Annotated in this window: 8 protein-coding genes; 4 read left to right on the plus strand and 4 right to left on the minus strand. The window is 72.4% G+C overall.

Features of this window, described 5'->3' with window-relative positions:
* The first annotated feature begins 90 nt into the window (after positions 1-90).
* Entirely contained in the window at positions 91-6429 is a 6339-nt protein-coding gene (locus ACZ63J_RS00775) for an SDR family NAD(P)-dependent oxidoreductase (RefSeq protein ID WP_465400568.1), read from the plus strand.
* Positions 6430-6507: 78 nt separating this feature from the next.
* On the opposite strand, the gene ACZ63J_RS00780 is transcribed toward ACZ63J_RS00775, so the two are convergent.
* The gene (locus tag ACZ63J_RS00780) at positions 6508-6999 is read right to left on the minus strand and encodes a universal stress protein (protein WP_465400567.1); all 492 of its coding nucleotides are present in this window, start codon (positions 6997-6999) and stop codon (positions 6508-6510) included.
* 12 nt (positions 7000-7011) lie between these two features.
* Complete coding sequence (locus ACZ63J_RS00785; RefSeq protein WP_465400698.1) at positions 7012-8550, minus strand: MFS transporter; 1539 nt, start codon at positions 8548-8550, stop codon at positions 7012-7014.
* 118 nt (positions 8551-8668) lie between these two features.
* Here ACZ63J_RS00785 and ACZ63J_RS00790 point away from each other — a divergent pair, with 118 nt between their 5' ends.
* Both ACZ63J_RS00790 and ACZ63J_RS00795 read left to right on the plus strand, forming a co-directional pair.
* On the plus strand, positions 8669-9244 hold the full coding sequence (locus ACZ63J_RS00790; protein WP_465400566.1) for a TetR/AcrR family transcriptional regulator: 576 nt from the start codon (positions 8669-8671) through the stop codon (positions 9242-9244).
* A 182-nt stretch (positions 9245-9426) separates the two neighbouring features.
* Positions 9427-10470, plus strand: coding sequence for a DUF3644 domain-containing protein (locus ACZ63J_RS00795; RefSeq protein ID WP_465400565.1), 1044 nt, complete (start codon positions 9427-9429; stop codon positions 10468-10470).
* A gap of 208 nt (positions 10471-10678) precedes the next feature.
* Here ACZ63J_RS00795 and ACZ63J_RS00800 read toward each other — a convergent pair whose 3' ends face one another.
* A complete protein-coding gene (locus ACZ63J_RS00800; protein ID WP_465400564.1) occupies positions 10679-11443 on the minus strand; it encodes an SDR family oxidoreductase in 765 nt (254 codons plus the stop codon).
* A 100-nt stretch (positions 11444-11543) separates the two neighbouring features.
* On the opposite strand from ACZ63J_RS00800, the gene ACZ63J_RS00805 reads away from it, so the two are divergent.
* Positions 11544-12389: a helix-turn-helix transcriptional regulator gene (locus ACZ63J_RS00805; RefSeq protein ID WP_465313401.1), complete on the plus strand. Its 846-nt coding sequence runs from the start codon at positions 11544-11546 to the stop codon at positions 12387-12389.
* Here ACZ63J_RS00805 and ACZ63J_RS00810 read toward each other — a convergent pair.
* Positions 12386-13369: an Lrp/AsnC family transcriptional regulator gene (locus ACZ63J_RS00810; protein ID WP_465400563.1), complete on the minus strand. Its 984-nt coding sequence runs from the start codon at positions 13367-13369 to the stop codon at positions 12386-12388. The two genes, ACZ63J_RS00805 and ACZ63J_RS00810, sit on opposite strands and share 4 nt — an antisense overlap.
* Positions 13370-13469: the final 100 nt, after the last annotated feature.

Genomic DNA, 13469 nt, shown 5'->3' on the forward strand with positions numbered 1-13469 from the left:
AAAGAGTGGCAATAGTCATACATTTTTCAGAAATTTTCGTACATATGCCTGCAAAGACAGTAGGGCCCCGACGTCGCTATCGTGGCGTCCATGGGGGAGGTTCAGCACGATCTCGTGCGGCCGTTGCCGGTTCTGCTCGCAGGACGGCGTGACGACCGGCCGGCGTTTTCCGACGGCACGCGTGCGGTGACGCACGGGGAGCTGGCCGAAACGAGCGGACGGCTCGCCGCCGCGCTCGGCGTGGCCCGCGGGGACCGGGTGCTGCTGCACGTCGGCGGCCGGGTCGAGTTCGTCGAGTTCCTGCTGGCCACCGTGCGCGCGGCCGCCGTCGGGGTCCCGGTGAGCGTCCGGGCCACCGAGGCGGAGCTCGCCGCCGTCGCCGACGACTCGGGTGCGGTCCTGCTGGTCACCGAGGCGCGGCACGCGGACCTGGCGCGCCGGCTCGTCGCGAGCCGGCCGCACTTGCGGGTGCTGTTCGTCGAAGACCCGCCCTCGGCGTCCGGGGCGCCGCGCGACGACCTCGGGCTCGACGAGCCGGCGTGGCTGCTCTACACCTCCGGCACCACCGGCCGCCCGAAAGGCGTGCTGACCACCCAACGGTCGATGCTGTGGTCCACCGCCGCGGCCTACGTCCCGATGTTCGGCCTGAGCCGGGACGACACCGTGCTGTGGCCGCTCCCGGTGCACCACGCCTACGCGCTGTCGCTGGCGGTGCTCGGGACGATCGCCACCGGCGCGCACACCCGCTTCGCCGGCCGGTGTTCGGCCGAGCTGCTGGCCGAGCACCCCGGCTGTGTGCTCGCCGGCGTTCCCGCCACGTACGCGGGGCTGCGGCAGGAGATCCGCGGCGCGGTGGTCCCGCCGCGCCTGTGCCTGACCTCGGGCGCGCCGTGTGGCCCGGCCGCGCGGGCCGCCGTGCGCGACCTGTTCGGCGTGCCGCTGCTGAACGGCTACGGCGCCACCGAGACCGGCGGCAAGATCGCCGTCGAGGTGCCCGGAGAGGCCGGGCTGGTCCCGTTGCCGGGCAACGAGATCCGTGTCGAAAGCGGAGAGATCCTCTTTCGTGGCCCGGGTTTGATGCTGGGTTACCACGGGCAGGCCGGCTCACCGTTCGAAGACGGCTGGTACCGCACCGGCGACGCGGGCCGCCTCGAGGACGGCAGGGTCGTGCTCCAGGGCCGGGTCGACGACGTGATCGTCTGCGGCGGCCAGAACGTGCACCCGGCCGAGGTGGAGGCCGTGCTGGCCGAGTCGCCGTCCGTGCGGGACGTGCTCGTCGGCAGCCGGCCGGACGAGGTGGTCGGCGAGGTCCCGATCGCGTTTGTCGTGCCGGCCGGCGACACCGTCGATCCGGCGCAGCTGCGGCGGCTGTGCCTGGAACGCCTGTCGCTGTACAAGGTCCCGGTGGCGTTCCACCGGGTCGACACGATTCCGCGGACGGCGTCGGGTAAACCGCGACGCGGGATCCTGGCAGCTCCGGAAACCCTTTCGCCGCAAGGAGATCTCGCGGACGTCGTGCGCGCGGAAGTCGTGGCGCTGTGCGGGCACGACGGCGGGGACGGCTGGCGCGACCGGCCGTTCACCGACCTCGGGCTCTCGTCGCTGGCCGGGGTGCAGCTGCGGCACCGGCTCACCGAGTTCGCGGGTGTGTCGCTGCCGGCGTCGCTGATCTACGACTTCCCGACGCCGGGCGAGGTGATCGCGGAGCTCACGCGGCTGACGTCGGGCGCGCGGTCCGCGGCCCCGGTGACCGCGGTGACCCCGGCGGCGGAACCGATCGCCGTCGTCTCGATGGCGTGCCGGTTCCCCGGCGGGGTGCGGTCCCCGGAGGACCTCTGGCGGCTGGTCCGCGACGGCGTCGACGCGACCGGGGAGTTCCCCGCCGACCGCGGCTGGGACGTCGAGGCGCTGCACGACCCGGACCCCGACCGGCTCGGCACCTCGGTCACCCGCCGCGGCGGGTTCCTCTACGACGCCGGGGACTTCGACGCCGGGCTGTTCGGCATCTCCCCGCGGGAGGCCCTGGCCACGGACCCGCAGCAGCGGCTGCTGCTCGAAACCACGTGGGAGCTGTTCGAACGCGCCGGCCTCGACCGCGCGGCGCTCCGGGGCAGCAACACGGGTGTGTACGTCGGGGTCATGAACGAGGACTACGCGAGCCGGTTCGACTCGCACGAGCTCGAAGCCTGGCTGGGCATCGGCTCGTCGCACGCGGTCGCGTCCGGCCGGATCGCCTACACCTTCGGGCTGACCGGGCCGACGCTCACCGTCGACACGGCGTGCTCGTCGTCGCTGGTGGCCCTGCACCTGGCGGCCCAGGCCCTGCGCGCGGGGGAGTGCTCGCTCGCCGTCGCCGGTGGCGCGACGGTGATGGCGACCCCGCGGACGTTCCTCGCGTTCAGCCGCCAGCGCGGGCTGTCCCCGGACGGCCGCTGCCGGCCCTACGCCGCCGACGCCGACGGCACCGCGTGGGCCGAAGGCGCCGGAGTCGTGCTGCTGGAACGGCTTTCGGACGCACGCCGGCTCGGGCACCCCGTCCTGGCGGTGCTGCGGGGATCGGCCGTCAACTCCGACGGCGCGTCGAACGGGCTGACCGCGCCGAGCGGGCGGGCGCAGCGCGCGGTGGTCGCCTCGGCGCTCGCCGACGCGGGACTGGCGCCCGCGGACGTCGACGCCGTCGAAGGCCACGGGACGGCGACCCCGCTGGGTGACCCGATCGAGGCGGAAGCCTTGATCGCGGCGTACGGCCGGGACCGCGACCGGCCGCTGTGGCTCGGTTCGGTGAAGTCCAACCTCGGCCACACCCAGGCCGCCGCCGGTGTCGCCGGGGTGCTGAAGATGGTGCTGGCCCTGCAGCACGAACAGCTGCCGCCGTCGCGGTACGCGGACAACCCGAGCCCGCGGATCGACTGGTCGGCCGGGAGCGTCGCCCTGCTCGACCGGGCGCGGCCGTGGCCCGCCGGCGACCGGCCGCGGCGGGCCGGGGTGTCGGCGTTCGGGATCGGCGGCACCAACGCCCACGTCCTGCTGGAGGAACCGCCACCCGAAAAGCCGTTGGCGCGCAACGGCTTTCCGGCAGCGCCGTGGCTGCTGGCCGCGGCCGACGAGGCCTCGCTGCGCGCCGTCGCCGCCGGGCTCGCGGACGTCCCGGACAGCCTCGACGTCGCCTACACCCTGGCCACCCGTCTGGCGCCCGGGCACCGCGTGCTCGTGCCCGCCGGTGACCGTGAGGCGCTGCGAGCGGTCGCCGAGGGACGGGTCCGCGGCCGCACGGTCCGGAGCGCGCCGCGGCTGGCGTTCCTGTTCTCCGGCCAGGGCGCCCAGCGGGCGGGCATGGGACGTGAGCTCGCCCGGTCTTTCCCAGTGTTCGCCGACGCCTTCGACGCGGCCTGGGCCGCGCTCGGCGCGGAGCCGGCCGACGCCGATCCGGACCGCACGGACCACGCCCAGGCCGCGCTGTTCGCGTTCGAGGTCGCGCAGTTCCGGCTGCTCGAGTCGTGGGGTGTCCGCCCGGATGTCGTCGTGGGGCACTCGGTCGGCGAGATCGCCGCGGCCCACGTCGCCGGGATCCTGTCGCTGCGCGACGCGGCCACCCTCGTGAGCGCGCGCGGGCAGCTCATGGCGGCGTTGCCGGGCGGCGGTGTCATGATCGCCGTCGCCGCGAGCGAGGACGAAGTCACGCCGTTGCTCACCGGGTCCGTCGCGATCGCCGCCGTCAACGGCCCGCGTTCGGTTGTCCTCTCCGGCGGAGAGGCCGCGACGACGGCGGTGGCCGAGCGGCTGGGTGGCGGGTCCCGCCTGCGGGTCAGCCACGCGTTCCACTCACCGCTGATGGACCCGATGCTCGGCGAGTTCGCCGCCGTCGTCGCGTCGGTGCGCCACGAACGCGCCGAGATCCCGTTCGTGTCGAGCCTGACCGGCGCCCGGGCCGACGTCCTCGAGCCCGGGCACTGGGTGCGGCACGTGCGCGAGACCGTGCGGTTCGCCGACGCGCTCGCCACCGCCGCGCCCGACACCGGCCTCGAGCTCGGCCCGGCGGCCGTGCTCAGCCGGCTCGCGGATTTTCCCGCCGTGACCACAACTCTGTCGGGCGAAGGGGTGCTCGCCGCGCTGGGCGCGGTGCACACTTCCGGCGTCCCGATCGACTGGCGGACGGTGTTCCGCGGCAGCGGCGCCCGGACCGTGCCGGTGCCCACCTACCCGTTCCAGCGGACGCGGTACTGGCTGGAGCCCTCGGCGCCGGTCGTCACCGGGCCGGGACACGCGCTGCTCGGCCCGGCGCTGGAAGCCCCGGACTCACCGCGGGTCGTGCACGGTGGTTCCCTCGACCCGCGCGTGCACCCCTGGCTGGCCGACCACACGGTCGGCGGCACCCCGCTGGTCCCCGGCGCGCTGCTCGTCGAGCTGGCGTTGCACGCGGGGGAGGCCGTCGAGGAGCTCGCCCTGGAGGCGCCGCTGCCGTTCGACGCGACCGAGGACACCCACCTGCAGGTGGTCGTCGACGGGCCGCGGCTGGACGTCTACGCCCGGCGGCGGAGCGAAAAGGACTGGCGGCGCCACGCGACGGGCCGGATCCGGCCCCGCGGCCCGTTGCCCGGCACGTGGACAGGGGAGTGGCCACCGGCGGGCGCGACGGAGGCCGACGTCACCGAGGCGTACGGGTTCCACACCTACGGGCCCGCGTTCCGGGCGGTGAAACGGCTTTGGCGGCGCGAAGGCGAGGTGTTCGCCGACGTCGAGCTCCCGCCGGGCGCCGCCGGCCGGTTCGGGCTGCACCCGATCCTGCTGGACGCCGCCGTGCACGCCGTGGCGCTCACCGGTGACGCGGCCGTCGAGCCGCGGCTGCCGTTCCTGTGGGGTGGCGTCGAGCTGTACACCCCCGGCGCCCGCCGGGCCCGGGTGCACGGCGTGCTCGACTCCGGCGCGCTGCGCGTCGAGCTGTTCGACACGGATGGTGAGCCGATCGCGCGGGTGGCGTCGCTGCTCACCCGGCCGGTGCACCCGCGTGACACGATGCTCTACCGTCCGAAGTGGACACCGGTGTCGCCGGTCGCCGCCCGGGAGCCGCTCGCCGTCGTCGAAGCCACGACGGGTGATGTGCGTGAAGCGACCACGGCCGCCCTCCGGCTCCTCCAGGAGCGGCTGCCCGAGCGGCTGGCCCTGGTCACGCGCAACGCCACCGGCCCGGAGCCGGACCCGGCCGCGGCGGCCGTCTGGGGCCTCGGCTGTTCCGCGGCCGCCGAGTACCCGGGCCGGCTGACCATGGTCGACGTCGAGCCCGGCTTCCCGCTCGAGCGGGTCCCGGACTTCGCCGGGGACGGCCGGGAGCCGCAGATCGCGATCCGCGACGGGGTGCCGCACGTGTTCCGGGTCGCGCGCGCGACGCCGTCCGGCACGCGGCAGATCGACCCCGCCGGGACGGTGCTGGTCACCGGCGGCACCGGCGCTCTCGGGGGACTGCTGGCCCGCCATCTCGTCCGCGGCCACGACGTCCGGCACCTGCTGCTGGTGAGCCGTCGCGGCCCGGCCGCGCCTGGCGCCGAAGAGCTGCGCGCCGAACTGGCCGCGCTCGGCGCCGACGTCCGGATCGTCGCCGCGGACGTCGCGGACCGGGCCGTGGTGTCCCGGCTCGTGGACACCTGCGACCCGCCGCTGACCGCCGTCGTGCATTCCGCGGCCGTGGTCGACGACGGTGTCCTCACCGCCCAGACGCCAGAGCGCTTTGCCACGGTGCTCGGCCCGAAGGCGGACGCCGCCGTGGTGCTGGACGAGGTGACCCGGCACCGGCCGCTGACGGCGTTCGTGCTGTTCTCCTCCATCGCCGGGACGTTCGGCAAGGCCGGCCAGGCCAACTACGCGGCCGCCAACCGGTTCCTGGACGCGCTGGCCGTCCGGCGGCGGGCGGCGGGCCTGCCGGCGTTGTCCCTGGCGTGGGGCCTGTGGGACGTCGGCACCGGGCTCGGCGACCGCATCTCCGCGACCGCCCGGCAGCGGATCCACGCTTCCGGCGTCGCGGGGCTCACCGCCGAGCAGGGCCTCGAGCTGTTCGACGCGGCGCTCGGGTCGGCCGAGCCGGTCCTGATCCCGGTCCGCTTCACCCCGGTGGCCGTGGAAACCCCGCCGGCGGCCCGCGGAGTCGTGCCGTCGGCGACCGGGGAGCGCAGCTGGCCGGCCCAGCCGTCGGAGGCCGAGCTGCGGGAGCTGCTGCGCGTCGAGGTGGCCGCGGTGCTCGGCCACCCGGACCCGCGGGCGGTCACCGACGACCGGCCGTTCCCCGAGCTGGGGTTCGACTCGTTGACCACGCTGGAGGTCCGCGCCCGCCTGACGACGCTGGCCGGCCGCGACATCCCGGCGGTGGCCCTGTTCGACCACCCGACGGTCGCCGAGCTGGCGGCGTACCTCCACGGTGCCCGGCCCCGCTCGTCGTGAGTGGTAATTAGGGTTCTAACCCTAAAAACCACTCACGACCAGCCGCGGCAGACCGGCGTGCCCGGCCTCGAATCCGGCTCAGGGCACGACCAGCACCGGCCAGTGGCCCGCCCGGATGAGCTTGGTCGCGACCGAACCCGCGAAGCGGTGCCCCGCCTTCTGCGACGCGCCGACCACCACCGTGTCGACCTGGCAGCGGTCGGCGGTGTCGCGCAGCGCCGTGTACGGGTCGCCGAACATCTTGAGCAGCGTGACCGGCACCTCGAGCTCCTCGGCGCCGGTGCGGATCTGCTCGCGCAGCTCGGTGTAGAGCTGCAGGGTCGTGTCGTGTTCGGCCGCGGCCGCGATCGGCGGCCCGAGCGTGGTCAGGGCCGAGCGGCCGGCGATGAAGGCGACGATCAGCCGGCCGCCCTGGCGGCGGGTCAGGCCGAAGGCGTAGGCCGCCGCGCGCATCGCAGTGTCGGAGCCGTCGACGCCGGCGAGGATGGCCCGCGCCGCGGTCTCCCGGCGCGGGCCGAAACGCTCCACTGTGGACTCGAAGGCGTTGAGCCCGGCCGCGCTGCCGCTCACCCCACCCACCTCCTACCGGGCGACGGGTTCGGTCGTCGCCGGCTCGCCGGCCGGCTGCTCCAGGTCGATCGTCGTGCGCAGGGTGATCGGCTTGAGCAGCAGCGCCGCGATCACCCCGACCACCGCCACCGCCGCGGAGATCAGGAAGATGTGCGCGGTCGCGTCGCCGTACACGGTGTGCACGACCGTCTGCACCTGGGGCGGCAGCGCCTTGAGGTTGAGCGCGCTGACGCTGCCCGTCGACGCCTGGCCCGCCGGCGCGTGCAGGGCGGCCGAGAGGTCGGCGGTGACCCGGTTGGCGAGCACGGCGCCCAGCACCGAGACGCCGATGGTGCCGCCGAGCGAGCGGAAGAAGGTCACCGTCGCGCTCGCCGCGCCGAGGTCGCGCAGGGGGACGTCGTTCTGCACGGCCAGCACGAGGTTCTGCATGGTCATGCCGACACCGACGCCCACGACGGCCATCGCGACCCCGACGATCCACAGCGGTGAGGCGTGGTCGACCAGGCCGAGCCCGAGGAAGCCGAGCACCAGGATGATCGTGCCGGCCACGATGTAGGGCTTGATCTTCCCGGTGCGGCTGATCAGCCGCCCGGAGACGGTCGAGGAGACGAGCACCCCCGCCATCAGCGGCATGGTCAGCAGGCCGGCTTCGGTGGGGGTGTACCCGCGGCCGATCTGGAAGTACTGGCCGAGGAACACCGCGCCGCCGAACATGGCCATGCCGACCGCGAGGCTCGCGATGATCGCCAGCGCCGGGGTGCGCTGGACGACGATCTTCAGCGGCACGACGGGTTCGCGCACCTTCGTCTCCACCAGGACGGCGAGCGCGAGCAGCACCACGCCGCCCGCCACCATGACGCCGGTCTGCCACGAAAGCCAGCCGAACGAGTTGCCGACGAAGGACACCCAGATCAGCAGGACGCTCACGCCGGCGGCGATCAGGCCGGAGCCGAGGTAGTCGACCTGAACGTCGTCGCGCCGCACGGTCTGCAGCTTGAGGGTGCGCTGCAGCACGACGAACGCGATCACCGCGATCGGCACGCCGACGAAGAAGCACCAGCGCCAGCCGAGCCACGGCACGTCCACGATGAGCCCGCCGAGCAGCGGGCCGCCGACGGTGGCGACCGCCATGACGGCGCCGAGGTAGCCGTTGTACCGGCCGCGTTCGCGCGGCGGGATGATCGCGGCGATCACGACCTGGACCAGCGCCTGCAGGCCGCCGACGCCGATGCCCTGGAACGCGCGGGCGGCGATGAGCTGCCCGGTGTCCTGGCTGAACCCGCTGATCATCGACCCGGCCACGAAGATCACGATCGCGACCTGGACCAGCGTCTTCTTGTTGAACAGGTCGGCGAGCTTGCCCCAGATCGGCGTGGTGGCCGTCGCCGCCAGCAGGGTGGCCGTGACCACCCACGTGTACTGCGTCTGGCTGCCGTTCAGCGAGCCGATGATCAGCGGCAGCGACGTCGACACGACCGTCGAGCTGATCATGGCCACGAACAGCGCGAGCAGCAGCCCGGACAGCGACTCCAGCACCTCGCGGTGCCGCATCGCCGCGTCCGCCGTGTTTCTCTCGGTTTTCACAGCACCCCTTCACGTCCGGGTAAATTATTGCCCACTGAGCAAACTTGCGCAATGGGCAGTGTATTCCCGTCGCTAGGCTGGCGGCATGGACACCGTCGACACGCTGCGCACCCGCAAGAAGGCGGCGACCCGGCAGTCGCTGCACGAGGCGGCGCTGCGGCTGGCGATGGAGCGCGGGCTCGACGCCGTGACGGTCGAGGACATCGCCGACGAGGTGGGGGTGTCCCGCCGGACGTTCTCGAACTACTTCGCGAACAAGGAAGACGCGATCCTGCACGGCGACCGCGAGCGCACCCGGGTGCTGGTGGCGCTGGCCGCCGGCCGCCCGCCCGCCGAGCAGCCGTGGACGGCCCTGCGCGCGGCGAGCCGGGAGCTGTACCAGGACCGGACCGTCCCCGACCCGGAGTGGGTGGCCCAGCTGCGGCTGCTGCGCCGCCACCCGTCCCTGCTCGCGCAGCAGGCCAGCGACCAGATCGCCCTGGAGCGCGACCTGGCCGGCGTCCTCACCGCCCGCGGCGTCGACGACGAGCTGGCCCGCCTCATGACAGCGACGTTCCTGGCGGCCACCCGCACCGGCATCCTGCGCTGGCTGGAGGGCTCGGGCGAGCAGCCGCTGCCCGCGGTGGTGGACCGGCTGCTGGGCCGCGTCTCCTTCAGCTAGTGCTCCCACTCGCGGGGCGATAGCTCGGCGTAGGCAAGCGGTAGCGCTGTGAAGATCACAAACTGATCCGTTTGGATTCCATTGTCATTACCGGACATTGCAGGTGGCAAAACTGCTCGGCACGCTGATACGAAGAACATTGGGAGGTGTTCATGGCGCCGAGACCGCGGTGGTGGCATACCTTGACGGAGGCTCGCCGCCAAGCTTGCGTCGCGATCGACTTCTACAACAGGTCGGGCGACAAGCGGAGCTACTTGGACTTCGTTGTTCACATGCACTTGGCCTGGCAGAACCTTCTGCACGCCGACTTCGAGCGCAGAAGTGTCAACTTCTTCCACCGCGACAGCCGTGGTCGATACGTCAAGGGCAAAGATGGCCAGCGACGATCGTGGGAACTGCAGCACTGCTTGAAGGTCGAGTTCTCCGACGGTGATCCGGTGCGCGCGAACGTCGAGTTCTTCATTGGGTTGCGCAACAAGATCGAACATCGGTTCGAGGCTGCCTTGATGGTCGCTACCGCTGCGCACGCCCACGCGTTGGTGATCAACTTCGAGGCGGAGTTGGTAGGCCGATTCGGTCCCGAGCACAGTCTTGCCGACGAGTTGCGCTTCCCGATCTTTGTTCAGTCGTTCACTCCTGCCGGCATGGAGGAGCAGCGGAAGCTGCGTCGTGGCGTCCCTGCTGCAGCAAGGACTTACATCACCAGTTTCGAGGGCGCACTCGACCAGTCGGTCCGAGACGATGAGCGGTTCGTCTACCGGATCCGGTTGACTCCGGTGAAGGGGCCGACGTCCGAGGCCGACTTGGCGGTCACGTTCGTGCGAGCCGGTGACTTGTCGGAGATGGATCTTGAGCGAATCCAAGACCAGGCGAAGGCTGGTACCGTCGTGGTCGCGGAGAAGCTGCGAGATGTGGGGCTGAAGGACGAATTACTCCCGGCGCAGGCGATGCACGCGATCGCGGATCAGTTGCCGTTCAAGTTCAACCAGGTCCACTTCACCACGATGCGCAAGAAGCACAACGTTCGCCCGCTGGAGGGCGAGCCGCCTGAGAAGACCGACGCCAGGTACTGCATTTACAGCGCACCGCATCGGAACTACCTGTACACGCCCGCCTACGTCAAGAAATGCGTCGCGGAGATCAACACTCCGGAGAAATTCCGCGCGATGTTCGGCAAGGATCCCGAGCTTCGTGATGCCGACGCGTCATTGTCGGTGGCGTCATGAGGTCGCTCCTGTGTGCTGACAGTGCTCGCGAATCGTCCTGCCAGCTCGTTCGCTGGCTGCTGTGAACAAACCCGCCGACCAAGGTCAGCGCCCACGCCGTATCCTCGTCCGGCACCTGGGCTCGCCCGCCTCGGGAGCCGAGGCAGGCGAGCCGCGTGAGCGCGACCTCGATCGGAGGTCTGCGATGCTGACGGCCCCGGTCAGGGCCTCACTTTCCGTGGGGATCCGTCTGGTTCAACGCCGCGACCACCTGGGCGTAGTCACCACGCGCCTCGCCGTACCGCAGGAACTTGACCCGCTCGACCTGGATCTCGGTCGCGTCCGGCTGGGTTTCCAGCAGTGTCACCACTTCGGTGATGAACTCGGCCAGCGGCATGGCGTGCTCGTTGTCGGCCTGGCCGGGCATGAGGTCCGTCTGGACCGACGGCGGCACGAGCTCGAGCACCTTCACCGACGTGTCGGCCAGCTGCAGCCGCAGCGACTCGCTGAGCATGTGGATCGCCGCCTTGGACGCGTTGTAGCTCGGGGTGACCTTCAGCGGGGTGAAGGCCAGTCCGGATGAGACGGTGACGATGGTGGCGTCCGGCCGGCTCTGCAGGTGCTCGACGAACGCCGCGATCAGGCGGATCGGGCCGAGGACGTTGGTCGTCACGATGTTCTCGGCCGACTCCAGGAACGTCTCGGGCCGGTGCCAGTCCTCCGCCCGCATCACGCCGGCCATGGTGACCAGCACGTTCAGCTCCGGGTAGCGGGCGAGCACGTCCTTCGCGGCGGCCTCGACGCTCGCCGCGTCCGCGGTGTCGATCGCCGCGGTGCCGAGGCCGGGGTGCTCGGCGGCGATCGTCTCCAGCCGGTCGGTGCGCCGGCCGCCGACGACCACGGTGTTGCCGCGCTCCCGGAGGGCGAGTGCGAGCGCCAGGCCGATGCCGCTGGTGGCGCCGGGGATGAAGATGGTGTTTCCGGTGATGTCCATGTCCTGAGCTTCGGCCACCGGCGACGGCGCCGCCAGAGAGCGGCTATCGGGGGACCGGCGATCCCTGGCTGGCCGCCGGGAAGGCGGGATACTGGGGAGCATGGATCGAGCGGAGCTGGCGGCCTTCCTGCGTCGCCGCCGTGAGCAGCTGCGGCCCGAAGACGTCGGCCTCCCGCCGGGGGCGCGCCGCCGGACGGCCGGGCTGCGGCGGGAAGAGGTCGCGTCGCTGGCCGCGATGTCGACCGACTACTACACCCGCCTGGAACAGCAACGCGGGCCGCAGCCGAGCGAGCAGACGCTGGCCGCGCTGGCCCGCGCGCTGCGGCTGCGCGACGACGAACGGGACTACCTGTTCGTGGTAGCCGGCCGCAACGCTCCTTCGCCCGCGGTGACGGCCACGCACGTCGCGCCGGCGTTGCTGCGGGTGCTCGACCGGCTGTCGGACACCCCCGCGCTGATCCTGTCCAACCTCGGTGAGGTCCTGGTGCGGAACCGCCTCGCCGAAGCGCTTTACGGCGGCCGGACCGACCACAAAGGACTGGCGCGCAGCGAGATCTACCGCTGGTTCACCGAGCCGGCGGAACGGCTGATCTACCCCGAGCACGACCGCGACCGGCAGAGCCGCGCGCTGGTGGCGAACCTGCGCGCCGCGCACGGCTCGATGGGCCCGAGCTCACGGGCGGGGGAGCTGGTCCGGGCGCTCAAGCGGGAGAGCGCGGAGTTCGCGGCGCTGTGGGAGCGGCACGAGGTCGCGAAGCGCTTCGAGGACCACAAGGTGCTCGTGCATCCCCAGGTCGGCGAGATCGAAGTGGACTGCCAGGCGCTGTTCACCGAAGACCAGTCGCAGGCGTTGCTGGTGCTGACCGCGGCTCCGCGCACGGAGGCGTTCGAGAAGCTGCAGCTGCTGGGCGTGCTGGGCAACCAGCGGTTCGAAGACGCTCGTTAGCGCGCGGCGAGGCGGTCGCCGGCCAGCAGGGTGCCGGACTGCTTGAGCTGCCGGAGCACGGGGGAGATCTCCATGCTCTGCAACCCCGGCAGCGACCCGACCCGGTCGGTGGTGAACTCGAACAGCTCGTCGAGATCGTGGCAGTGCGCGACAGCGTGGATGTTGTGCGGACCGGAAATGGCGGCGGCAAAAGCGATTTCCGGTTCCCGCGCGAGCGTCCGCCCGACGCTCTTGACCGCCGACGGGTGCACCCGCAGCCAGAGCAGCGCCCCGGCGCGATAGCCCAGCGCCGCGGCGGCGAGCTCGACGTCGATGTGGACCACGCCGGTCCGGAGCAGGGTTTCGAGGCGGCGGGACACCCGCCCGGGCGTGAGACCGGCCGCGTCGGCCAGGTCGACGAGGCTGGCGCGGCCGTCCTCGGCGAGGACGTCGAGCAGCTTCTCGTCCTCGGGCGTGAGGTCCAGCGGCTCGCGGCTGACGACCGGGACCTCCGGAAACGGGCTGCCTTCGGTGCCCAGCGCGGCTTCCTGGGCGGGCGTGAGGATGCCGCGCAGCGCGGCCCAGTAGTGCCCGCGCCCGCCGACGAACTGGCGCAGCATCGCGGCCGCGTGGATGTCGAGGACCGCCGCCGTGCGCGGGAGCCGGTGCCCGAGCAGGTCTTCACGCTGCTCCGGCGTGCGGGAGCGCACCGCGCAGGTGATCTCGGAACCCGCGGCGCCGAGGGTCACCCAGCTGACGTCTTCGCGTTTCGTGAGCGCGTCGGCGATCGCCGTGACGCTGCCCGGGCGGCAGCGCAGCCGCACCAGCCACCGGCTCTGCCCCAGCGCTCCCGGGTTGAGGATGCCGGCGACCCGCACGACACCGTCGGCGCGCAGCCGCCGATATCGACGGCTGACGGCACCCTCGGTTGCCCCGAGCACGGCCGCGATCGCCGCGAACGAGGCACGCGGGGCGACCTGCAGCGCACGAATGATTCGCACATCTTCGGGAGCTACTTCGCCGGATTCGCTCGTCTGTGACGCTGTCATCGAGGTGATCCTACGAACCGGCGTCTCGGACGAGCAAGCCGGCGAACACCGG

This window comes from Amycolatopsis sp. NPDC104863, assembly GCF_055582965.1.

Bases quoted from the DNA above. Each gene is read 5' to 3' on its own strand.
- ACZ63J_RS00775 (WP_465400568.1), top strand. From the start codon at position 91: ATGGGGGAGGTTCAGCACGATCTCGTGCGGCCGTTGCCGGTTCTGCTC.
- ACZ63J_RS00785 (WP_465400698.1), bottom strand. From the start codon at position 8,550: ATGCGGCACCGCGAGGTGCTGGAGTCGCTGTCCGGGCTGCTGCTCGCG.
- ACZ63J_RS00790 (WP_465400566.1), top strand. From the start codon at position 8,669: ATGGACACCGTCGACACGCTGCGCACCCGCAAGAAGGCGGCGACCCGG.
- ACZ63J_RS00800 (WP_465400564.1), bottom strand. From the start codon at position 11,443: ATGGACATCACCGGAAACACCATCTTCATCCCCGGCGCCACCAGCGGC.
- ACZ63J_RS00805 (WP_465313401.1), top strand. From the start codon at position 11,544: ATGGATCGAGCGGAGCTGGCGGCCTTCCTGCGTCGCCGCCGTGAGCAG.